This window comes from Lentibacillus amyloliquefaciens (assembly GCF_001307805.1).
In the GTDB taxonomy this organism is placed as follows: Bacteria; Bacillota; Bacilli; order Bacillales; family Amphibacillaceae; genus Lentibacillus; species Lentibacillus amyloliquefaciens.
The window spans coordinates 1,015,445-1,039,313 of sequence record NZ_CP013862.1 but is presented as its reverse complement, the minus strand read 5'-3'; the positions used below and the strand labels follow the sequence as shown (position 1 = coordinate 1,039,313).

General features: G+C 41.9%; 21 protein-coding genes and 2 pseudogenes. 21 read left to right on the top strand and 2 right to left on the bottom strand.

From position 1 onward, the window contains the following. Positions 1–59: 59 nt before the first annotated feature. From accB to spo0A, 14 genes and pseudogenes are all read left to right on the top strand, one after another. The gene (accB, locus tag AOX59_RS05160) at positions 60–563 is read left to right on the top strand and encodes an acetyl-CoA carboxylase biotin carboxyl carrier protein (protein ID WP_068442802.1); all 504 of its coding nucleotides are present in this window, start codon (positions 60–62) and stop codon (positions 561–563) included. Between the two features lie 13 nt (positions 564–576). Then, complete coding sequence (gene accC / locus AOX59_RS05155) at positions 577–1,938, top strand: acetyl-CoA carboxylase biotin carboxylase subunit (RefSeq protein ID WP_068442798.1); 1,362 nt, start codon at positions 577–579, stop codon at positions 1,936–1,938. Further along, complete coding sequence (locus AOX59_RS05150) at positions 1,938–2,324, top strand: Asp23/Gls24 family envelope stress response protein (protein WP_068442795.1); 387 nt, start codon at positions 1,938–1,940, stop codon at positions 2,322–2,324. The genes accC and AOX59_RS05150 overlap by 1 nt, the downstream gene beginning before the upstream one ends. 221 nt (positions 2,325–2,545) lie before the next feature. Next, positions 2,546–2,926 (top strand): transcription antitermination factor NusB, encoded by a 381-nt coding sequence (gene nusB / locus AOX59_RS05145; protein WP_068442792.1) that lies wholly within the window; start codon positions 2,546–2,548, stop codon positions 2,924–2,926. A 17-nt stretch (positions 2,927–2,943) separates the two neighbouring features. Further along, positions 2,944–3,804, top strand: coding sequence for a bifunctional methylenetetrahydrofolate dehydrogenase/methenyltetrahydrofolate cyclohydrolase FolD (gene folD / locus AOX59_RS05140; RefSeq protein WP_068442788.1), 861 nt, complete (start codon positions 2,944–2,946; stop codon positions 3,802–3,804). After that, positions 3,794–5,149, top strand: a complete 1,356-nt coding sequence (gene xseA, locus AOX59_RS05135; RefSeq protein WP_068442783.1) for an exodeoxyribonuclease VII large subunit — start codon at positions 3,794–3,796, stop codon at positions 5,147–5,149. Before folD ends, xseA begins: the two co-directional genes overlap by 11 nt. Beyond that, the gene (locus tag AOX59_RS05130) at positions 5,136–5,369 is read left to right on the top strand and encodes an exodeoxyribonuclease VII small subunit (protein WP_068442780.1); all 234 of its coding nucleotides are present in this window, start codon (positions 5,136–5,138) and stop codon (positions 5,367–5,369) included. Before xseA ends, AOX59_RS05130 begins: the two co-directional genes overlap by 14 nt. Positions 5,370–5,371: 2 nt before the next feature. Next, the gene (locus AOX59_RS05125) at positions 5,372–6,256 is read left to right on the top strand and encodes a polyprenyl synthetase family protein (RefSeq protein ID WP_068448152.1); all 885 of its coding nucleotides are present in this window, start codon (positions 5,372–5,374) and stop codon (positions 6,254–6,256) included. Positions 6,257–6,926: 670 nt separating this feature from the next. After that, positions 6,927–7,520: a hypothetical protein gene (locus tag AOX59_RS05120; protein ID WP_068442778.1), complete on the top strand. Its 594-nt coding sequence runs from the start codon at positions 6,927–6,929 to the stop codon at positions 7,518–7,520. A gap of 56 nt (positions 7,521–7,576) precedes the next feature. Further along, the gene (locus AOX59_RS05115; RefSeq protein WP_068442775.1) at positions 7,577–8,392 is read left to right on the top strand and encodes a TlyA family RNA methyltransferase; all 816 of its coding nucleotides are present in this window, start codon (positions 7,577–7,579) and stop codon (positions 8,390–8,392) included. A 42-nt stretch (positions 8,393–8,434) separates the two neighbouring features. Beyond that, complete coding sequence (gene ahrC / locus AOX59_RS05110; protein ID WP_068442772.1) at positions 8,435–8,884, top strand: transcriptional regulator AhrC/ArgR; 450 nt, start codon at positions 8,435–8,437, stop codon at positions 8,882–8,884. Between the two features lie 19 nt (positions 8,885–8,903). Continuing rightward, a pseudogene (gene recN, locus AOX59_RS05105) lies at positions 8,904–10,609 on the top strand (DNA repair protein RecN). A 172-nt stretch (positions 10,610–10,781) separates the two neighbouring features. Further along, a complete protein-coding gene (gene spoIVB, locus AOX59_RS05100; protein WP_068442769.1) occupies positions 10,782–12,107 on the top strand; it encodes a SpoIVB peptidase in 1,326 nt (441 codons plus the stop codon). A gap of 316 nt (positions 12,108–12,423) precedes the next feature. Further along, positions 12,424–13,205: pseudogene (gene spo0A, locus AOX59_RS05095) on the top strand (sporulation transcription factor Spo0A). A 353-nt stretch (positions 13,206–13,558) separates the two neighbouring features. Here spo0A and AOX59_RS05090 read toward each other — a convergent pair. Further along, entirely contained in the window at positions 13,559–14,905 is a 1,347-nt protein-coding gene (locus tag AOX59_RS05090; protein ID WP_068442766.1) for an aspartate kinase, read from the bottom strand. Between the two features lie 47 nt (positions 14,906–14,952). Further along, complete coding sequence (locus AOX59_RS05085; protein ID WP_068442764.1) at positions 14,953–15,189, bottom strand: DUF2627 domain-containing protein; 237 nt, start codon at positions 15,187–15,189, stop codon at positions 14,953–14,955. A gap of 202 nt (positions 15,190–15,391) precedes the next feature. Between AOX59_RS05085 and AOX59_RS05080 the strand changes: the two genes are divergently transcribed. The 7 genes from AOX59_RS05080 (at position 15,392) to AOX59_RS05055 (ending at position 23,728) form a co-directional block, all read left to right on the top strand. Then, positions 15,392–17,440: a sigma 54-interacting transcriptional regulator gene (locus tag AOX59_RS05080; RefSeq protein ID WP_068442761.1), complete on the top strand. Its 2,049-nt coding sequence runs from the start codon at positions 15,392–15,394 to the stop codon at positions 17,438–17,440. 218 nt (positions 17,441–17,658) lie between these two features. Further along, positions 17,659–18,756 (top strand): branched-chain amino acid dehydrogenase, encoded by a 1,098-nt coding sequence (bcd, locus tag AOX59_RS05075; RefSeq protein WP_068442758.1) that lies wholly within the window; start codon positions 17,659–17,661, stop codon positions 18,754–18,756. Positions 18,757–18,832: 76 nt separating this feature from the next. Then, positions 18,833–19,006 (top strand): hypothetical protein, encoded by a 174-nt coding sequence (locus AOX59_RS19545; protein WP_156418644.1) that lies wholly within the window; start codon positions 18,833–18,835, stop codon positions 19,004–19,006. Continuing rightward, a complete protein-coding gene (gene lpdA / locus AOX59_RS05070) occupies positions 18,990–20,411 on the top strand; it encodes a dihydrolipoyl dehydrogenase (RefSeq protein ID WP_068442755.1) in 1,422 nt (473 codons plus the stop codon). The genes AOX59_RS19545 and lpdA overlap by 17 nt, the downstream gene beginning before the upstream one ends. Positions 20,412–20,441: 30 nt before the next feature. Beyond that, complete coding sequence (locus AOX59_RS05065; protein WP_068442753.1) at positions 20,442–21,434, top strand: thiamine pyrophosphate-dependent dehydrogenase E1 component subunit alpha; 993 nt, start codon at positions 20,442–20,444, stop codon at positions 21,432–21,434. A 14-nt stretch (positions 21,435–21,448) separates the two neighbouring features. Continuing rightward, positions 21,449–22,432 (top strand): alpha-ketoacid dehydrogenase subunit beta, encoded by a 984-nt coding sequence (locus tag AOX59_RS05060; RefSeq protein ID WP_068442750.1) that lies wholly within the window; start codon positions 21,449–21,451, stop codon positions 22,430–22,432. 24 nt (positions 22,433–22,456) lie between these two features. Then, positions 22,457–23,728, top strand: a complete 1,272-nt coding sequence (locus AOX59_RS05055; RefSeq protein WP_068442747.1) for a dihydrolipoamide acetyltransferase family protein — start codon at positions 22,457–22,459, stop codon at positions 23,726–23,728. The last annotated feature ends 141 nt before the right edge of the window (positions 23,729–23,869 follow it).

Here is a 23,869-nt window from a genome sequence, read left to right as displayed (position 1 = left end):
TATCGTAAAATATTAAAAGAATCATGACTTAATCTGTAATAAATGAAGGAGTGCCAGACATGTTAAAAGTACAGGAAATACGCGAATTAATAAAACTGGTTGATCAATCAGCAATTGATGAATTCACCTATGAATCGGATGGGACAAGTGTTTCAATGAAAAAATCAAATGGACAGACGGTTTCTTCCGCTAATCCAAAACCGGCTGAAGCACCTGAACAGCCTGCTGAGCCGGTGAAAACAGCGGAACCTGAAGTGAAAGTGGAACCGAAATCAGAAAATGTTCCGGCTGAAAAGCCTGCTGAAGAAAATACAGCTAATTTTGATCATGAAATAGTTTCCCCAATGGTTGGGACATTTTATGCTAAGCCGACCCCGGAAAGTGATACATACGTCAAATCAGGTTCAAAAGTTGAAGCTGATACGGTGGTCTGTATTGTTGAAGCAATGAAACTGTTTAATGAAATCGAAGCAGAAACGACTGGTGAAATAACCGAAGTACTGGTCGAAGATGGTGAATTGGTAGAATATGGTCAGCCATTATTCAGAGTGAAGACTAAATAAGGGGATGTTGCAGGTGATTAACAAAGTATTAATTGCGAACCGGGGTGAAATAGCGGTTCGCATCATAAGGGCCTGCAAAGAGATGGATATTGCTACCGTTGCAGTCTATTCTGAAGCAGATAGAGATGCCTTGCATGTCCAGCTGGCTGACGAAGCTTATTGTATAGGCCCTGCGCTGAGCAAAGACAGTTACTTAAATTTTACAAATATCATGAGTGTGGCCACATCGACAGAAGTGGATGCTATCCATCCGGGTTACGGCTTTTTGGCGGAGAACGCTGACTTTGCCGAGATTTGCAGTGCTTGCAACATTATATTTATCGGTCCTCCTGCTGAAGCCATTCAAAAAATGGGGGTTAAAGATGTCGCCCGGGAAACGATGAAAGCAGCTGATGTTCCAATTGTCCCCGGTTCAGAAGGCGTTATTGAAAATGAAGATGAAGCAATTGGCATAGCCGGGGAAATAGGCTATCCGGTTATCATTAAAGCAACAGCCGGCGGCGGTGGAAAAGGTATCAGGGTCGCTCAAAATGAAGAGGATCTTATTAAGGGAATACGTGTTACTCAGGAGGAAGCTGAAAAATCATTTGGTAACCCAGGTGTTTATCTGGAAAAATTTATTGAGGATTTCCGTCATGTGGAGATTCAGGTGCTGGCAGATGAACATGGTAACACGGTTCATCTCGGAGAAAGAGATTGTACAATTCAGCGAAGACTTCAAAAATTGATAGAGGAAGCACCTTCTCCGGCCTTGACACCTGAAATCCGGGCAAAAATGGGAGAGGCAGCGGTGAAAGCTGCAAAAGCTGTTGATTATGTTGGGGCAGGTACAATTGAGTTTATTTTTGACCGGGGGAGCCAATCATTTTATTTTATGGAGATGAACACTCGGATTCAGGTTGAGCATCCCGTTACGGAAATGATTACCGGAATTGATTTGATCAAAGAACAAATCAAAGTAGCCAATCATGAAGCATTGTCTTTTAAGCAGGAAGATATTAATTTTGATGGCTGGGCAATGGAATGCCGAATTAATGCAGAAAGTCCGTTTAAAAATTTCATGCCGTCACCCGGCAAAATCGATCTGTATCTTCCTCCGGGCGGTTTAGGTGTACGGATAGACTCCGGGGCATACCCCGGCTACAGTATACCGCCGTATTATGATTCAATGGTTGCCAAATTAATATCATACGGAAAAACAAGAAAAGAGACAATTGATAGAATGAAACGTGCGCTGGATGAATTTGTTGTGGAAGGTGTTGATACGACTATCCCATTCCACCGGCGGATTATGGACAATAGCGTTTTTGTTAATGGTGATTTTAACACGAATTTTCTTGAGGAAAATCCGATTACAGAAAAGGATGATGATTGATGAGTGAACAGCCTTTGTTGAACGTAAGCGACAATACGAACCTGGGTACCGTTGAAATTGCACCGGAAGTTATTGAAGTGATTACAGGTATTGCAGCATCTGAAGTTGACGGTGTTTCTGCAATGCGCGGCAACTTCGCAACAGGGGTTGTGGAACGATTCGGAAGAAAATCTCATGGTAAAGGCGTTAAAGTTGATCTGACTGAAAATGGTATCCTTATTGACCTGTTTGTTGTTTTGAATTTTGGTGTTTCGATTCCAAAAGTGGCGCAAAAGCTGCAGGAAAATATCCGTCAGACACTCAAAAATATGACAGCTCTTGAGATTGACGAGATCAATATCCACGTTGTCGGCGTTCATATGGAAGGAACAGAGGAAAGTGAGTAGGGTCAAAAGAATTTTTCTTTTGCCCTTCTTTTAGTTTGGCTCTTCTTTTTGCGAATTTTGTTGCTCTTTTTTACAGCAGACTCTTTCTGGCTTCAGGGTTATAATCGTGATATGATTTTAAAAAGATATCAGTAAAAACATGTTTTAAAAGACTTTAAAAACGTATCTGTTTGGACAGACAGGAATCGTCTTCATAACATGTTGCAAAGGAGTTATGGGTTATGAATCGCCATGCAACAAGAGAAAATGCACTGAAAATATTATTTCAATTGGATATCAATGACAAACATCCTGAAGAGGCTATTGAAGAGCAGTTTGAATCGCTGGAAGTTGACACATATTTGAAAAGCCTGGTTGAGGGAGTAGCGAATTATAAAAATACGATTGATGAAAAAATCGCTGAACATATGGAAAAATGGTCAATTGACCGGATTGCCTCTGTTGAAAAAACGATTTTAAGGATTGCCGTTTTCGAAATCAGCTACCGGGAGGATATACCGGTAAATGTTGCCATTAATGAAGCGGTGGAACTCGCAAATTCATACGGGGATGAAAAATCCGGAAAATTTGTGAATGGCGTTTTATCAAAAATAATTGCGTAGAAAGGGGAGCAGAAAACATGTCAGCAAATACAATCAATGGAAAAGAACTTGCTCATAAACTTCGGGAAGAAATGGCAGAAGAAGTGTCGCGGTTGAGAAGTGAAGGGATTGTACCTCATTTAACGGTAATCATTGTGGGAGATGATCCTGCATCAAAATCGTATGTGAATGGGAAAAAGAAAGCTTCAGCACAAACCGGCATCTCTTCTGAAGTCATCGAAATGCCGTCTTCGCTTTCTCAGGATCGTCTTCTGGAAAAAATTGAAGAACTAAATAATGATGAAGCAGTTCATGGGATTTTAGTACAGCTGCCGCTTCCTGAGCATATCGATGAACAACTTGTGATTGAATCAATCAGCCCTTATAAAGATGTTGATGGTTTCCACCCGTTCAATATAGGCAAAATGATGACAGGGGATGCTGCGTTTCTTCCGTGTACCCCTTATGGCATCCTAACGATGCTTCACTCATATGATATTCCGATCTCGGGCAAACACGCTGTCGTTCTTGGGCGCAGCAATATTGTCGGAAAACCGGTGGGTCAATTGCTTCTTAATGAAAACGCGACTGTTACATATTGCCACTCAAGAACAGATAACTTATACGATTATACCCGCAGTGCCGATATCCTTATTGCCGCTGTCGGCAAGCCAAATATGATTAGCGCTGATGATATAAAAGAAGGTTCGGTAATCATCGATGTCGGCATCAATCGCCAAGAAGACGGATCACTGACTGGAGATGTGGACTTTGCCTCAGCTGCTGAAAAAGCCTCCCATATAACGCCTGTACCAAAAGGCGTGGGACCAATGACGATCACAATGCTTCTGCAAAACACGATTAAAGCAGCTAAAGGACTCTCACGCCGTGGAGGATAACTATTTAACCGTTTCAGCCCTGACCAAATATATAAAACGCAAGTTCACAACAGATCCGCATTTGAAGAATTTATGGCTAAAAGGCGAAATTTCGAACTTTAAACATCACAGCCGCGGCCATATGTATTTAACAATTAAAGATGATAATGCACGCGTTCAGGCTGTCATGTTTGCCGGCAATAACAGGCGTTTGAAATTCCAGCCTGAAAACGGGATGAATGTCTTAATACGCGGTGATATCGGGGTATTTGAGCAATTCGGACAATATCAGTTGTATATTCAACAAATGGAACCTGATGGAATCGGGTCATTATATTTAGCTTTTGAGCAACTGAAGGAGAAATTGAGCAAAAAAGGTTACTTTGATGAACAACGCAAAAAGGAATTGCCAAAATTTCCTGAACATATCGGCATCATTACGTCACCAACGGGAGCCGCGGTTCGTGATATCATTACGACAATTAAACGAAGATACCCAATCGTTCAAACAACGATTATTCCTGTCCTTGTGCAGGGAGAGAATGCACCTTCCTCAATCGCAGGTGCGATAAATAAAGCCAATCAAATTACCGGCTTTGATGTTTTGATTGTCGGACGTGGCGGTGGCTCTATTGAAGAATTATGGGGGTTCAATGAGGAAATTGTGGCTAATGCAATCTATAATTCTCAAATTCCCGTCGTTTCCGCGGTTGGTCATGAGACTGATATGACGATCAGTGACTTTGCAGCGGATGTGAGAGCACCGACACCAACGGGAGCAGCTGAAATTGCCGTGCCGTCAACACTGGAACTTTTACATAATGTCAGCAGTATGCAACGCTCATTGACAAGAATAATCAGTGAAAAGACAGCCACGGCCTCCCAACACTTAAATCGCATTAAACAATCGTATGCATTTCGATATCCTGAACAATTAATTGCGCAGAAAGAACAGGAACTGGATAAATACGTTGAACGGCTTGGAACGGCTTTTAACCACGAACGGCGCAGAAAGGATGAACGGCTCTCCGGTTTAAATGCACGTTTAGAGGCGCTTCATCCGCGTCGGCAGATTGAGCGCACGATTAAAGACCTAAAGCAATTGAATAAACAGCTTAATTATGTGATGACAAAACAGTTGGAACAAAGTCAAGACAGACAGCAAAATTCACTTGAAAAATTAACGCTGCTGAATCCGCTGGAGACGATGAAACGCGGGTATGCTATCACTTATTCATCGTCAGGCAAACTGCTTAAAACTGTTAAAGATGCAGCTGAATCAGATGAAATTACAGTAAAATTATCTGACGGAAAATTGGTTTCCCGAGTGCTGGACATAGAGGAGGAAAAGGATGGAGAAGGATAGTAATTTGTCATTTGAAGAGGCAATGGCTGAATTGGAGAAAATAGTAGAAAAACTGGAAAAAGGCGATGTACCGTTAGAAAAAGCAATCTCATACTATCAGGAAGGAATGCAGCTTTCCAAAGTGTGCAACGATAAATTGTCCAATGTCCAAGAAAAAATGACAAAAATCATGAACGAACAGGGCCAGTTTGAATCATTTGAAATACAGGAGGACGAATGACGGTGCAGCAGGAACTCAATGAATTTATTTCTAACAATCGGGAGCTTATCGAGCGCGAACTAAAGCGGCATTTAGTTCAGCTCGACATCCCTGCCCGACTGAAAGATTCAATGATTTATTCGGCAGAAGCAGGCGGAAAAAGGCTAAGACCTGTCATTTTAATGGCCAGTTTTAATACTTATAATAATGACATGAATCGTGTGCTTGCCTCAGCTGTTGCGCTGGAGTTAATTCATACCTATTCTTTGATTCATGATGATCTGCCTGCTATGGATGATGATGATCTGCGCCGCGGATTACCGACAAACCATAAAAAGTTTGATGAAGCAACAGCTATCCTGGCCGGTGACGCTCTGTTAACTTATAGTTTTGAACTGGTCACAAATGATCCGTTGTTAACAGACAGACAAAAAGTGCAAATCACACAGCTTTTGTCAGAAGCCAGCGGTCCACAAGGAATGGTAGCGGGACAAATTCTTGATATGGAAGCAGAGGAAAAAGATGCAACATTGAAAGAGCTTGAAACAATTCACACCTTAAAAACGGGTGAGTTATTTCGTTTTGCCATACGGGCAGGCGCTTACCTTGGAGGAGCGAAGGACGATCAAATCCGTCATTTGGATCAGTTCGCCCATTTCCTTGGTCTTATTTTTCAGGTTCAAGACGATATTTTAGATGTGACGGGTGATCCTGATATAATCGGCAAACCTGTTGGCAGTGATGAAGGCAATGAAAAAACAACCTACGTTAAGTTGCTCGGGCTGAATGGAGCCATTGAAAAAAAGAATGAGTATGTCTCCAAAGCTAAAGCAGCTTTGCGGGAAGCCAGTGCTGAGGACTCTCACTTAATGTCGCTGACAGACTATTTCAGTACTCGTGAGCATTAATGCCTGTTGTTTTTCGCCAACATATGTTATAATAAAATTATTAAAGGGATGGTGCAGTATTCTAGTCAGTCCTCCGCTCCTGAAGGCGGGCCTAAAAATCCGCTAAAGGGCACATCGATGAAGTTCCTTGTGCCGGCTTGAGGCGCCCAGCCTTGGGTCGGTGCTGGGAGTTAAGGTTTTCGGGCGATCCGCAAAGGCATGTGGGCGTTGACCCGATTACCGTGGAGGCCCATATCTGTAGTGTGAACTAAGCCTAGGTTACATTATGGAGTGGGGTATGAACCTGTGTAATAGGGTAAGGGTAATCCTATTTGCAGCGTAGCCTGCCTTGAGTGACGATGAGGGAATTAGAGTTTTGAAATGCAATCCAAGTGGCCATTGGATTGCAATGTGTCTCTATGAAATCATCTTTGCAAAAGAGGATAGGGAACGGTTAAAGACTGCCGAGGAAAACTCCTAGACTGTTCATTGACGTTTAAAGGGCATTATAGTGCGGACTAAGTGGCAATCCAGTCCGGCATTCGGTGACGGTGCCGAGGTGGAATTAAAGGGGAACCGCCTAAATGGCAACATAGGGTATCCACTTGGGAAAACCTACTGGACCTAAGCCGCAGTTTTTACCTTTTAAATGACCATTCCTACTTACATAAAATGACAAACAGAGGTTAAAATGAATCCGCAAACTAAAAAATCATTAAAATTCAGTGTTACTATTGCCGTTATCACGTTTGTGCTAGCGGCTATTTTTTCAGTTGTTTCAGAATCCGTCCTTACTAATGTTATTTGGATAATTGGCTTAATAATCGTATTTATTATAGTATTTGTCGGGGTTATATTTGATATGCTGGGAATAGCTGCCACTGCAGCCACAGAAAAACCATTTCATGCTATGGCGGCAGAAAAAGTCTTCGGTGCCAAAGAAGCAGTCAATATTACACGAAATGCAGACAGGTTTGCCAGTTTTTGCAACGATGTGATTGGTGATATAGCCGGTGTTGTCAGTGGTACAGCCTCAGCAACCGTCGTGCTGCAAATTGCTAACATATTCGGTGAGGGTGACGGTTCTTCCATACAGATTGTCCTGTCGGTTATCCTGACGAGTCTCGTCGCTGCATTGACTGTAGGTGGAAAAGCAGTTGGAAAATATGTGGCCATCAATGCATCAACCGATTTGATTTTTTTTGCTGGAAAAATTGTAGCCTTTATTGAAAAAAATTTCAAAATCAGCATACTCCCTAAAGATAATAAGGGAACAAAGAAGTAACTTTAAGAGGTTATTTATATGCTGTAAATAAAATTAAACAACAAAGGGTAAAGTTTATGACAAAAAAACGTTTGGATGTTCTGCTGGTGGAACGGAATCTGACTGAAACAAGAGAAAAAGCAAAGCGGCTTATTATGGCGGGACTCGTTTTCTCAGATCAGCTCCGCCTGGATAAACCAGGTATGAAAGTTGAGGCGACAGTGCCTCTTAGGGTCAAGGGAAAAACAATGCCATACGTCGGCCGTGGCGGGTTGAAACTTGAAAAAGCATTACAGCATTTTTCCATAACAATGAAAAATCGGATCATGATGGATATTGGCTCTTCAACAGGGGGTTTTACAGATTGTGCACTGCAGCATGGTGCGCGTTTTTGTTATGCCATTGATGTTGGCTACAATCAGCTGGACTGGAAACTGCGCAATGATGAACGCGTCATTGTAATGGAAAGGACCAATTTCCGGTATGTAACACCTGATATGATACAGTATGGCACACCTGACTTTGCAACGATTGATGTTTCATTTATTTCGTTAAAATTGATATTGCCTGTATTGGCCGAATTGCTTGCGTCCGGCAGTGATGTTATTGCGCTTATCAAACCTCAATTTGAAGCGGGTCGAGATCAGGTAGGCAAAAAAGGTATCATACGTGATAAACAGGTACATAATCACGTTTTGAAAACGATTGTTTCATTTGCCGAACAACAAGGGTTTGATCTGGTTAATCTAACGTATTCGCCGATTACGGGCGGCGATGGTAATATAGAGTTTCTTATGCATCTGGGCTGGGATAAAGCAAAAGCAAAAGCAAAAGCCAAAAAGACTGATGTCGAATTAAAAGAAGTGGTGGAGGATGCCCACAATAATTTTTAGAAAAAAGATTCTGAGTGACCGATCAGCATTGGAGGTCTTTTAATGAGTAAAATTCAGCGGCATATTAAAATACGTGACCTTATAACGAATAATGAAATTGAAACACAGGACGAGCTAGTCGATGAACTGAAAGCACTTAACTACAATGTCACACAGGCGACTGTCTCCCGTGACATTAAAGACTTGCATCTTGTCAAGGTCACTTCATCTAATGGGCGTCATAAATACAGTCTGCCTGCTGATCAGCGGTTCAATCCTTTTGATAAATTAAAGCGATTAGTCAGAGATGCCTTTGTGAAGATCGAACATACAAGTCATTTTATCGTTTTGAAAACGCTGCCGGGTAATGCACATGCGCTTGGTGCATTAATTGACAATCTCGAATGGGAAGAAATTATGGGCACTATATGCGGGGATGATACATGTTTGATTATATGCCGTACAGAAGAGAATGCAGCTGATGTTGAAGACCGTTTTATAAGTATGCTTTAACAACTTTGGGGTGATACGTGTGCTGACCGAATTATCAATCCAGGATTTTGCGATTATCGACGAGATATCCATGACATTTAATGAAGGTCTCACCGTTCTTACGGGCGAAACCGGCGCAGGAAAATCCATTATTATCGATGCTGTCCAGCTGCTGGCAGGCGGCCGCGGTTCTGTGGAATATGTGCGCCATGGAACAAAAAAAGCTGGAATAGAAGGTCTCTTCACATTGGATTCAAACAATCGTCAAATATACGAGACGGCTAAGTTGTATGGAATTGAAATACAGGATGAGATGGTGGTGTTGCACCGGACAATAACTTCAGGCGGCAAGAGTATCTGCAGGGTTAACGGCAAGTTGGTGACACTGGCCATTTTAAAAGAATTCGGCAAAAATTTAATTGATGTGCACAGTCAGCACGAGACCCAGTCTTTGCTGGATACTGACAATCATATCCAGCTGCTTGACTTGTATGATGAGGAACAGATAGAAAAAGCAAAAAAAGAATATACGAGCTTATTTAATAAACTTTCCGGATTGCAAAAGCGGTACAAGGAATTGAGCGAAAATGAGCGTGAGAATTCACAGCGTCTTGATTTGCTGAAATTCCAGAAGAATGAAATTGAACAGGCAAAGCTAGTTCCGGACGAAGATGAGAAGCTGGAAGCAGAACGCAGCAGACTTTCAAATTTTGAACAAATTTACAATGCGCTCCAAGACGCTTATAATGCGCTCTATGGTGAACAGAAAGGAGTGGAATGGCTGAACATTGCCAGCCAGGCGCTTCAAAACAGCCGGGAGCATGATACATTCATTGCAGAAAAAGCTGAAGAAATGGCTAATCATTACTTTTTAGTTGAAGAATTGATGTATGAGCTTCGAAATTATACCGATACATTGGAGTACGAACCGGAGCGCCTGAACGAAATTGAATCAAGACTGAATGAAATCAGCCTTTTAAAGAAAAAATATGGTTCAACCGTCAATGAAATTCTGGAGTACTTGGGAAAAATTGAAGAAGAACTGGAAGAGATTACAAATAAAGATTCACATTTATCAAAGCTGGAAAAGCAAATTGAAGATGTATATCATGATGCTTACCTTGAGGCGAAACAGTTACACGACTTACGCAATAAAGCGGCCGAGTCATTAACCAAACATATTCAGGAAGAGCTAAAAGATCTTTATCTGGAAAAAGCGTCTTTTTCTGTATCATTTAAAACACAATCCAAGGCTGGTGATTGGCCTCTATTGCACAAAAATGGTTTCGATCATATATTTTTCCAAATATCAACAAATCCGGGCGAGCCGCTGAAACCGCTGCATAAAGTAGCATCCGGGGTGAAATGTCACGGATTATGCTCGCTTTAAAACGCATTTTTGCCCGGCATCAGGGTGTAACAAGTGTTATATTTGATGAAGTGGATTCAGGTGTGAGCGGAAGAGTTGCCCAGTCAATAGCTGAAAAGATCCAGCAGGTATCCATTCAATCACAAGTGTTATGCATTACACACTTGCCTCAAGTAGCCGCTATGTCTGATACCCATAAACTGATAAAAAAACATGAAGAAGATAATCGAACGTCGACCAGTGTTGAAGAATTAACCAAGAGTGGAAAAATAAATGAGTTGAGCCGGATGATTACAGGCGCTCAATTAACAACCACTGCCAAGGATCACGCAACAGAATTGCTTGATTCAGCATCCAATTACAAATTACAAACATAAAAATGAACCAGCCAGAACTTTTACGGTCTGGCTTATTTTTTCATACATTATTCCCAAAGTCATTTGGCTTTATCATAAATATAACAGGAAATGTTACACATCTTTTCTTGAATTTCACCAGTTTAAAACGAGACAGGTTAGGTGAAATTAGAAATACAGAAAGAAAAAGAACATGAAATGGTATGGCGTTAGGATTAGGAGAGTGAATTGGGTGGATAATCAACGAAAACTTCGATATATAGCAGGTATTCTGCTTCTTATAACCATATTGGCAGCACCACTTATTGCACCGGTGAACCATTACCTTTCCATTCCTAATCAAGTTATGGCTTTCGATCACGATTCATCACCTATAAATGTACAAGATCTTGGCAAAAGTGAGGCGGTTGCTTCCTCAGGGAAGAGTCTGCAGGCGATCGATTCTGAAGAGTTTTATGCGAAAGAACCGGGAGGAAATGAACTTAATGAGGCTATGGGCATGCCGCAAAATAAAGCGGATGCATCCGCCCCTGAGGATATTAAGGTGGTACCCGGCGGACAGTCAATTGGTGTCCAGCTTCATACACTTGGCGTTCTCGTAGTAGGACACCATCAGGTCAAAGGTGAAAATGGTTCGGTCTCACCCGGAGAAGATGCCAGCATAGAAGTTGGTGATGTCATCTTAAAAATAAATGGAGAAGAAGTAAAAGAGATGGAGGATGTTAAACCATTTGTAAAGAAGGCAGGCGAAAGTGACAAACAATTGGATGTAACAGTGAAACGTGATGATGAAACAATTGAAACGAAGCTTGATCCGGTCAAAGATAAGAAAGAAGATGAATACCGGATTGGGTTATATATACGTGATTCTGCTGCAGGTATTGGCACTATGACATTTTACGATCCGAAAACTAAAAATTATGGTGCACTGGGGCATGTCATATCCGATATGGACACGCAAAAACCAATTGAAATTCATAACGGCTCCATTGTACGTTCAAATGTCACCTCAATTGAAAAGGGGAATAACGGCACACCCGGCGAAAAACAAGCCAAATTTTCCATGAAGGATGAAAAGATTGGAAACATCACAAAGAATAGTCCGTTTGGGATTTTTGGCCAGCTGAACAAACCAATTAAGAATGGCAAATATGATAAACCAATGCCGATTGCTTTGTCTCATGAGGTAAAAGAAGGGCCGGCGAAAATACTAACGGTTCTTGAAGATGAGAAGGTGAAAGCATTTGACGTAAAAGTTGTCAGCAGTGTTCCGCAGAAGTTCCCCGCTAAAAAAGGAATGGTTATACAGATTACTGATGATGAGCTTCTTAATGAAACCGGCGGTATTGTACAGGGGATGAGCGGAAGCCCTATTATTCAGGAAGGAAAAGTTATTGGGGCTGTTACTCATGTTTTTGTTAATGACCCGACCAGCGGTTATGGTGTTCATATTGAATGGATGCTTGAAGAAGCCGGTATAAGTGTGAAAAACGAGGAAGAAGAGGATAAAGCGAGCTGAAAAGGAACACATGACTTGTCAAAGGCAACAATATCTTTGGCAGGTCATTTTTTTAGTCATCGTTAAAAGAGGATTGTTGTAAAAGCCGTTTTTGTTAGGAACTTTATGTTATAATTTGTGTAATTTATAAAGAAAATTCGACAAAATTAAACAAATATTGTCGATACAAATCGAATCTCATCGATATTTAGAGTAAATACTAGGAATTTTAAGTATAACAAGAAAATTTCAAAGTTTTTTAAACAAAAAAAGGATATTTGGTTCTTATGTCGAATACATTACGTGGAGAATGCTCGAATTAAAGGAGGAACCTTTTGTGGAAAAAATTTCAGTTTGCTTAGTTGATGATAATCGGGAACTTATCGAATTAATGGAGAGTACTTTAGCGAACAGTCGGATATTGAAGTTACAGGAGTCGCTTATAATGGCCGGGAATGTTTGGAAATGCTTGAAGAAACTGAGCCGGATGTACTCGTTTTAGATATCATTATGCCGCATATTGATGGTCTGGGTGTGTTAAATGCAATTCATGATTCAGAAAATGGACATAAACCAAATGTTATTATGCTTACTGCTTTCGGACAGGAAGAAGTGATGAAAAAAGCGGTTGATTTAGGGGCTTCATATTTTATTTTAAAACCATTCGAATTGGATAATTTGGCAGAACAAATCCGGCAAGTTCAAGGTACAAAATCCGTTAGCCAGTCAGTTCCGAAAAAAGCAAATGGCAAAGAACGAAAAAAGCGGGATTTGGAAGCAAGTATTACAAATATTATTCATGAAATTGGCGTACCGGCTCATATAAAAGGATATATGTATTTAAGAGAAGCCATTACAATGGTGTATAATGATATCGAACTTTTAGGTTCTATTACAAAGGTGCTTTATCCGGATATTGCCAAAAATTTTAATACCACGGCATCACGTGTTGAACGGGCAATCCGTCATGCGATTGAAGTCGCGTGGAGCCGTGGCAATGTTGAATCCATTTCAGCCATGTTTGGGTATACTGTGAATATTTCAAAAGCAAAGCCGACGAATAGTGAGTTCATCGCCATGGTCGCTGACCGTCTGCGGCTGGAACATAAAGCAAGTTAAATTCTCGCTGCCAGCAGAAAGTGATATGTAAGTGCACTGCGGGATCTCACCTATGCCTCCCGCCCCGCAGGAGTCTGGAGTGTATTTCCTTCGCTAACATGGTATTGATTGGAGCGGAGGGCAGTCGACTCCTGCGGGAAAACGGGCAGCTAGACCTGAGCAGGAAAGCGATCTTTGCTTTCCGAGGAGGCTGAGGCCGTGCCCATGGAAAGCGGGTTTTTATTGCCGAAGCGTCTACAAGCATTCGGGTAGTAATCAGAAAGGACTCACAGTACGTCGCAGTTTATGGATTTTGTGTCACAAAAAAATAGCGTAAATTAAAAACTGTATGCGGAATCCCCGCATACAGTTTTTTATTGGAAAAATTTGTTATACAGTGCTTTTATAGCTAAATTCAGTTTGTCTTTTCGAATGCCAAACATGACAGAGACTTCAGAAGAGCCCTGGTTGATCATTTCAATGCTGATGTTAGCTTCAGCAAAAGCAGCTGTTGACTTTTCGGCAATACCGACTGCATTCATCATGCCTTCACCGACAACCATAATCATTGCAAATCCGTAATCAATTGATATGGTTTCCGGCTTCAGTTCACTTTTAATACGATTAATAACATTCAGTTCCTTTTCAGCATTCAGCTGGTTGTCACGTATGATAACGGACATATTATCAATCCCTGAAGGCGCATGTTCAAACGAGATGCCTTCTTCCTCCAGAATCTGCAACAATCTGCGTCCAAAACCGAGTTCCCGGTTCATTAGATATTTGCTGACATATAAGTTGGAAAAGCCTGTATCAGCAGCAATACCAACTACACATCGGGTTTTCGGATCTTTTTCAGAGACAATCATTGTGCCGGAATTGGCCGGATTATTGGTGTTTTTTATGCATACGGGAATTTCTGCCTGAAATGCAGGCATCAGTGCTTCATCATGGAATACACCGAAGCCGGAATATGACAGTTCACGCATTTCCTTATAAGTCAGTTTTGTCACTTCCTCAGGATTCTCAATCACTCTTGGATCAACAACATAGACGGAATCGACATCTGTAAAATTCTCATATAAATCAGCCCGTACGCCGGCAGCAACAATAGACCCGGTAATATCCGATCCGCCTCTCGGGAATGTCATCAATTGACTATCGTTTGTATAACCAAAGAAACCGGGTATGACACAAACACCGTCTTTTTCCCTCATGTTATATAATTTTGCATAACTTTCCTGCAGAACTTGCGCATTTCCCGGTTCATTGCTGACAATAATCCCTGCGTCTTTCGGGTTGAGGTATTGGGCATTCAATCCCTGTGTTTTTAAATATTCACTTACAATTTTTGCAGAACTGTCTTCTCCGATTGATTTGAGCCCATCTGTTTTCATTTGTCCTGTCCATTCGCTGTTCAATGTACTGTAAATGGTATTTTCAATATCATCCAAAACAGTTTTGGACACTTTAAGTTCTTCAACAATCTCAGAAAACCGCTTCATAATTTCCGTTATTTTATATTGATAATCTTTGCTTTCTCCAGCAAGTTCATCCAGCTCAATTAACAGGTCCGTTATTTTGACATCATCAGAAAAGCGCTTGCCTGGAGCTGATACAACGACAAACTTCCTGTCCGGATCATCAGCAATAATTGATCCGACTTTTTTGATTTGTTCACTGCTTGCTACGGAACTTCCTCCGAATTTTGCTACTTTCATGCTACACCTCTCCATAATTAGTCGTAAAAATACATAAAAAACATGATTCATTCATCATTTTTATTCTGTTGTTTCTTTTGCTTTTTTCTGTCGCGGTAAACGATAAAACCGCCGATAAACCAAATCCCGCCGATAAAAAATACTAAACCGGCTATGAATTGAATGCCGTTGTGGAAAAAGATCGGATGGAATTCATTGAACAAAGTGTCACGCATTAACTTAATGCCGTATGCGGAAATCAGCCCGGGAATCAGCAGCATCAGTACTGCAATAATTCGAATCATGGTGTTGCACCACTTCCCCTTTTTATAGCCCTGTCAACAAAGTACGATTAAACTTATGTAAGACAGACTGTTTTAAGTATAGCAAAATCTAAAAGAAATATGAACAGACAGTTGAACATTTTCATTCGAATTTGATTTGATTAATCATGCAGATTAGCGTATGCTTGAACTGTGCAATATATTGCAGTGATGGGGGATAATTGTGAAGCGTGTGCTTATTGTGGGAGCTGGTAAAGGCGGCAGTACTCTCTTAGACATTTTATATAATACTGAAAAAATGAACATTGTTGGCATAACTGATATCAACCCGGATGCACATGGTCTGAAACTGGCAGCCGAATATGGTATTCCTGCAGATACCAGTTTTGATAGGTGGCTGAGTGACGATATCGATATCATTGTTGAAGCAACAGGTGATGAAGAAGTGCTTGAACAATTGCTGGAAAAACGAAACAGGAAAACAGTTGTGATCCCGGGCAGTGTTGCTTATATCATTTCCGAATTGATGGAGGAGAAGGAATCACTGCTTGAACGGTTGAAACTGCAGACAAATAATCAGGAACTTATCCTTAACAACATTCATGATGGTATGATTGTTGTGAACGAACAAGAAACGGTTCAGTTCGTCAATAAAAGTGCCGAACGGATAGTCGGGATAGACAAGGAAAAATTCGGTGGACGGGATATAAAACACCTCATCGCTGATACACGGCTGCCTCACGTGATGCGGACCCGGAGAAAAGAAGTTAACCAGCGACTCGTTCTGGAAAATGGCAAAGAGGTGATTACGACCAGAATTCCGATCATAAATGCAGAGGAAGTGGTTGTCGGCGCCTTTGCAGTATTTAAAGACATTACAGAGGTCATGAACCTCGCAGAAGAAAATACGGATCTTAAAGAAATTAAAATACTGCTTGAAGCAATCATCCATTCGTCCGATGAGGCGATAAGTGTCGTTGATGAAAATGGGACCGGCATCATGATTAACCCTGCTTACACACGTATCACGGGCCTCGGGGAAGCTGATATTATAGGAAATCCTGCCAATGTTGATATTTCTGAAGGAGAAAGCATGCATATGAAAGTGCTTCAGACGCGGCGGGCAGTTCGCAGGGTACGCATGAAAGTCGGGCCTGCAAAAAAAGAGGTGCTGGTTAATGTTGCACCCGTTATCGTCGATGGTAAAATCAAGGGCAGTGTTGGTGTTCTGCACGATGTAACAGAAATTCAGGCATTGACGAGTGAGCTGAAGCGGGCCAGGCAGATTATTCGTAATCTGGAAGCCAAATATACGTTTGATGATATTATTGGTTCTTCTACTGAGATGCAGATAGCCCTTGAACAGGCTAAGGTTGGAGCAAGAACTCCGGCAACCGTCCTTTTGCGTGGGGAATCCGGCACAGGAAAAGAATTGTTTGCTCATGCTATACATAATGAAAGTGATCGCAAACATAATAAATTTATCCGGGTGAATTGTGCATCTATTGCTGAAAATATATTGGAAAGTGAATTATTCGGCTACGAAGAGGGAGCTTTCACGGGGGCAAAGCAAGGCGGTAAAAAAGGACTGTTTGAAGAAGCGAATATGGGGAGTATCTTTCTGGACGAAATTGGCGAACTGTCGTTTCACATGCAGGCAAAGCTGCTTCGTGTCCTTCAAGAGGGGGAAATAATCCGTGTTGGAGCCACATCGCCTATAACTATTGACGCAAGAGTGATTACAGCAACCAATGTTAATCTTGAAAGGGCAATAATGAAAAAGGCATTTCGCGAAGATTTATACTACCGGCTGAATCGACTACCAATTTATATCCCTTCACTTAAAGAGCGGATTGAAGATCTTCCTGAACTGATTGATTTTCTCATCCAAAAAATTAATCAGGACTATGGCAGAAATATGAAATCAATCGATGAAGAAGCGATAACCTACTTAAAACGTTATGAATGGCCGGGAAATGTCCGTGAACTGGAGAATATCATCGGACGGGCCATGATATACATGGATATGAATGAAGAAACAATTAGAAGAGTACACATTCCACACTTATCACCGTATGAAACACCTGTTCAGTCATCACGTCCGGCACCGGCCAATGATGAGACATTGCGGGATGCGATGGAAAAGTATGAAAAAGACTATATTAACCATGCTTTAGAACAATACCACCAAAATAAAACTAAAACGGCTAAAGCACTGAATATATCAATTCGTAATCTTTATTATAAGATTGAAAAATATGGAATTGAATAAAATGGCATGCAATATTTTTCACTGCATGCAAATTACTTCACGCTAAAAGCCTGCCAAATGAAGCGCTTTCATAGTTTTGGTGTTGGCACGTTTTTTGCTAGTATATAATTGTGGTGATACATCCGCTGGCACTGGCAGTGGTTTTTAGCAAAGACGTTTAAAATAAATAATCATGAAGAGAAATCAACTATTTTTACAATTCATAAGGGGAACCAATAATGGAAATTTTTAATGATATGGAAACGCATGATTACGAGCAGTTGTTGTTCTGTCAGGATAAAAACTCCGGATTAAAAGCGATTATCGCCATTCATGATACAACCATCGGCCCGGCATTGGGCGGTACGAGAATGTGGACATATGATTCTGAAGCTGATGCTATTGAAGATGCTTTAAGACTTGCCAAAGGTATGACTTATAAAAATGCTGCTGCAGGGCTTAATCTCGGAGGCGGCAAAACGGTGATTATTGGAGATCCTAAAAAGGATAAAAATCCGGAAATGTTCCGGGCTTTTGGCAGATATATTCAGAGTCTTAATGGTCGCTATATCACGGCTGAAGACGTTGGGACAACTGTAGACGATATGGATCTGATTCACATGGAAACCGACTATGTAACCGGTATTTCGCCCGAGGATGGTGCTTCAGGCGGCAATCCTTCACCAGTAACCGGCTATGGTATATATAAAGGGATGAAAGCAGCGGCTATGGAAGCGTTCGGCGATGATTCGCTGGAAGGCAAAACCGTTGCTGTTCAGGGTGTCGGCAGTGTGGCCTATGCATTGTGCACACATTTGCATGAAGAAGGTGCGAGTCTGATTGTTACAGATATTAATGAAAATGCGGTTAAACGCGCTGTCAATGATTTTGGTGCAAGAGCAGTTGATCCTGATGCGATATATAGTGTGGACTGTGACATTTATGCACCGTGTGCACTCGGTGCGACCATAAATGATGAAACGATTCCGCAGTTAAAGGCTAAAGTTATTGCAGGATCTGCCAACAATCAACTTAAAACAGATGCACATGGTGATATGATTCATGAAATGGGAATTGTCTATGCACCGGATTACGTCATTAATTCAGGCGGTGTCATAAATGTCTCTGATGAATTAAATGGCTACAATGAAACAAGAGCCATGAAAAAAGTGGAATCAATCTATGATAATTTGAGCAGTGTTTTTGCCATTTCAAGACGTGATCAGATACCAACCTACGCTGCAGCTGATCGTCTGGCTGAAGAACGAATCGAATCATTGCGAAAATCGCGGAGCCAATTTTTATTGAATGGCCACCACACATTAAGCAGACGCTAACGGAGGTATGTTGCTTTGTCACAGAAACCAATACGGTTCTTAGTGATAAATCCGGATTCAACCTTAGTTTTTTCAAATGATTACTAACCGTATTGACTGGACTGAAGATACAGTTATCTATCCCGGTGAAGATAAATTGGAAGCACTTAATAAAGGGGCTTTACGTGTGCTGACGGGTCAGGAATACGCAAAGACATACCCCTCGATTCATAAGAGAGAGGAGCATGCAAATAATGGCAAAGGAATATGATCTCGTTGTTCTTGGAGGAGGCACAGGCGGATATGTAGCAGCTATTCGCGCATCACAGCTTGGAATGCAAACAGCAATCGTTGAAAAAAGCGACCTCGGCGGCACTTGTCTGCACCGCGGTTGTATACCATCGAAATCCCTTCTCAGAAGTGCTCAAGTTTTTAAACAGACAAAGGAAGCAAGTGACTATGGAGTTTATACTGATAACGTGACATTGAACTTCCCTAAAGTCCAGGATCGGAAAGACCGGATTATCAAAACGCTGCATCAAGGTGTGCAAGGACTTATGAAAAAAGGGAAAATTGATGTGTTTGAAGGTTTTGGCCGTATATTGGGACCAAGCATTTTCTCGCCTATGCCAGGAACTATTTCAATCGAATATGAAAATGGTGATGAAAATACAATGATTGTCCCCAAAAATGTATTGATTGCAACCGGCTCTAAACCAAAATCATTGCCGGGTCTCGAGATTGATGGCGAATTTGTCATGAGTTCGGATGAAGCACTTCATATGGATCGATTGCCATCATCGATGATCATAGTCGGCGGCGGGGTAATCGGAATTGAGTGGGCTTCAATGCTGGCTGACTTTGGTGTTGACGTAACCGTTATTGAATATCTTGATCAAATTTTACCGACCGAGGACGAGGCCGTTGCAAAAGAAATTGAAGCACTGCTGAAGAAAAAAGGTGTTCGATTTGTCAAAGGAGCTAAAGTGTTGTCTGAAACGCTTCGAAAAGAAAATGGCGTTGCAATCGAAGCTGACATAGAAGGTTCCAATGAAACATTCAACGCTGACAATATGCTGGTTTCTGTCGGACGGCAAGCGAACTCATCTAATATCGGACTGCAAAACACCGATATTGTTACAGATAATGGTGTTATTCAAACGAATGAATTTTATCAGACGAAAGAACCTCATATTTACGCGATTGGCGATTGTATTGGCGGTATGCAGCTGGCACACGTTGCATCACATGAAGGGATTACTGCTGTTGAGCATATGGCAGAAAAAAATCCGTTGCCGCTTGATTACAACACTATTCCATCTTGTATTTATTCCAATCCGGAAGCTGCCAGTGTCGGGGTCACCGAAAAGCAGGCCCTAGATCAGGGGTATGATGTTAAAATCGGTAAATTTCCATTTCAAGCAATTGGCAAAGCATTGGTTTATGGTGAAGCGGATGGTTTTGTCAAGATTATTGCGGATAAGAAAACCGATGACATTCTTGGTATCCATATGGTTGGTCCTCATGTGACTGATATGATATCTGAGGCAGGCTTGGCTAAAGTACTTGATGCAGCACCTTGGGAGGTTTCGCACAGTGTTCACCCGCACCCGACACTGTCAGAAGTCATGGGTGAAGCAGCAATGGCTGTGGAAGGAAACCAGATTCACGGATAAAAACCTTGTACTTAAAGGGAGGGAATATAAATGGCAAAAATTCGCCATGAAACGTTAGGTTTAACAGATGAACAGGCAATTGATATCTATAAACATATGCTTTTGGCCCGCAAGCTTGATGAGCGGATGTTGCTCTTAAACCGAGCGGGTAAAATCCCGTTTGCCATTTCGTGTCAGGGACAGGAAGCTTCACAGGTTGGCGCCTCATTTGCCCTGAACAGAGAAGAAGATTATGTTGCACCCTATTACAGAGATATGGGTGTTGTTCTCGCATTTGGGATGACAGCAAAAGAGTTAATGCTGTCGGCATTTGCAAAAGCAGAAGATCCCAACTCAGGAGGAAGACAAATGCCAAGCCATTTTGGGCAGAAGAAAAGACGGATATTAAGCCAGTCTTCACCGGTTACAACCCAACTGCCCCATGCTGTCGGAATAGCATTAGCAGCCAAGATGGAAAAGAAAGATTTTGCTTCATTTGTGACACTTGGTGAAGGATCTTCCAACCAGGGCGACTTTCATGAAGGTTTGAACTTTGCCGGTGTTCATAAACTGCCGGTCATCACAATGGTCGAAAACAATAAATATGCCATTTCAGTTCCTGTGGAAAAACAAATTGCAAGTGCCAATGTTTCCGATCGGGCACAAAGTTACGGAATGCCTGGTGTCACGGTTGATGGCAATGATCCGCTGGCAGTATTTGAAGAAGTTCAAAAAGCAAGAGAACGTGCAGCAAACGGAGAAGGACCAACATTGATTGAAGCCATTTCCTACCGGTTTAAGGCCCACTCAAGTGATGATGATGACAGCCAGTACCGTGAGAGTGCAGAAGTCGAAGAAGCAAAGAAAAAAGATGCCATTTTTTCATATGCTGCCTATTTAAAAGAGGCAGGCATTATGACAGAAGAAATGGAAGAAGAAATCCTGACTGATATAGCCGAAACGGTAAATGAAGCAACGGACTATGCAGAAAGTGCAGCCTATCCTGAACCGGAGTCGGCACTTAAATACGTATATGAAGAATAGGGGGGAAGTTTGCCATGCCAGTTATGTCGTATATTCAGGCAGTTACAGCTGCTATACATGAAGAAATGCAACGAGATGAAAAAGTGTTTGTTTTAGGGGAAGATGTTGGAAAAAAAGGCGGTGTCTTCGGTGCCACCAAAGGACTTTATGAGGCGTTTGGCGAATATCGTGTGCTTGATACGCCGCTTTCGGAATCCGCCATCGCAGGAGTCGGTATCGGTGCCTCTATGTATGGCATGCGTCCTATAGCCGAAATGCAATTTGCCGACTTTATTTTGCCTGCCGTGAACCAGATCATCTCTGAAGCAGCTAAAATGCGGTATCGTTCGAACAATGACTGGAATGTTCCAATGACAATACGTGCGCCATATGGCGGCGGTATTCATGGGGCATTATATCATTCACAATCGTTGGAATCGGTGTTTGCGAATCAGCCGGGTCTTAAGATTGTTATGCCATCGACACCGTATGATGTAAAAGGATTGTTGAAAGCTTCTATTCGTGATAATGACCCGGTACTATTCTTTGAACATAAACGGGCTTACCGTTTGCTTAAAAGTGAGGTTCCGGAAGACGATTATGTCCTTCCGATCGGAAAAGCTGATATTAAGCGCGAAGGCGCCGACGTTACGGTTATTACGTACGGACTGGCGGTTCATTTTGCGTTGCAGGCTGCTGAAAAACTTGAAGAAGAAGGAATAGACACCCAGATTCTTGATTTGCGAACAGTCTATCCGCTTGATCAGGAAGCAATTATTGAAGCGGCAAAGAAAACGGGGAAAGTGCTTCTGATCTCTGAGGATAACAAAGAAGGCAGCATTATTGGAGAGGTGGCTGCAGTGATTGCGGAGAATTGTCTGTTTGAATTGGACGCTCCGATTAAGCGTCTCGCCGGCCCGGATATCCCATCCATGCCGTTTTCACCAACAATGGAAAAATATTTCATGCTCAATCCGGAAAAGACAGAACATGCCATTCGTGAACTGGCTGAATTCTAAGATTGGTTACGAGGAGGGTTAAAGATGACAGCCGAAAAAATAAATATGCCGCAGCTTGGCGAAAGTGTTACAGAAGGCACAATCAGTTCATGGCTGGTTTCAGAAGGGGATAAAGTCAATAAATACGACCCCATCGCAGAAGTCATGACGGATAAAGTCAATGCTGAAGTTCCGTCATCGTTCACAGGTGTCATCAAAGAACTTGTGGCGCAGGAAGGAGACACCATTCAAGTTGGTGATCTTATGGGTTACATTGAAATAGAAGGCGGATCTTCAACTGACGAATCCGCCGAAACTGATAAATCGGAAGAGAAGCAAGAGCAAACAGCAGAAAAAGATAAAGAAGATTCATCTGATGCACCCATGAAAAAACGTTACTCACCTGCTGTTATGCGACTGGCACAAGAGCATGATATTGACCTGCAGCAAGTTGATGGCTCAGGCCGAGGCGGACGCATTACCAGAAAAGATATGGAAAAATTGATCGCTTCGGGTGATAAACCCGAACCGGCTTCAACTAAAAGCCCACCGGGAGAAAAAGAAACGAAAGCCATTCAGCCCGAACAGCCTTCAGAATCACAGCCAGCTGGAAAGCCGGGTGATACTGAAATACCGGTAACCGGCGTTCGAAAAGCTATCGCTCAAAATATGGTGAAATCCACAACTGAGATACCACATGCATGGATGGCGGTGGAAGCTGATGTCACTGATCTGGTAAGCTACCGCAACAAAGTAAAAGATGAATTTAAACAAAGTGAAGGCTACAGCCTCACCTTTTTCGCATTCTTTGTAAAAGCTGTTGCACAGGCTTTGAAAGAATATCCTCAGTTAAACAGCACATGGGCAGGGGATAAAATCATTCAGCATAAAGATATTAATCTGTCCATTGCCGTTGCAAAAGACAACGAGCTGTATGTACCGGTTATTAAAAATGCCGATGAGAAAAGTATCAAGGGCATCGCAAGAGATATTAATGACCTGGCAGTGCGGGCCCGGTCCGGCAAGCTAACCTCAGAGGATATGCAGGGCGGCACATTTACTGTCAACAATACTGGCTCATTTGGTTCAGTGCAGTCAATGGGTGTTATCAATCATCCGCAGGCTGCCATATTGCAAGTGGAATCGATTGTGAAACGACCTGTCATTATAAACGATATGTTTGCTGCGCGAGACATGGTGAATTTATGTCTGTCCCTGGATCATCGTGTGCTTGACGGTCTGATAGTCGGACAATTTCTGGCGAGAGTGAAAGAACTGGCAGAAAACACCAATGCTGAGGCGACGAAAATATACTGAGCGATCCAGCGTAATCTTGGTGGTTCAAAAGCAGAATTGAATGGCAAAGAACTTTATGGCATTTATGAAGCCAGCTTACAGAAGTTTTTAAAATTGAAATCAGTCTATAAAATTGATAAGCTTATTTTAAGCAACATCAAT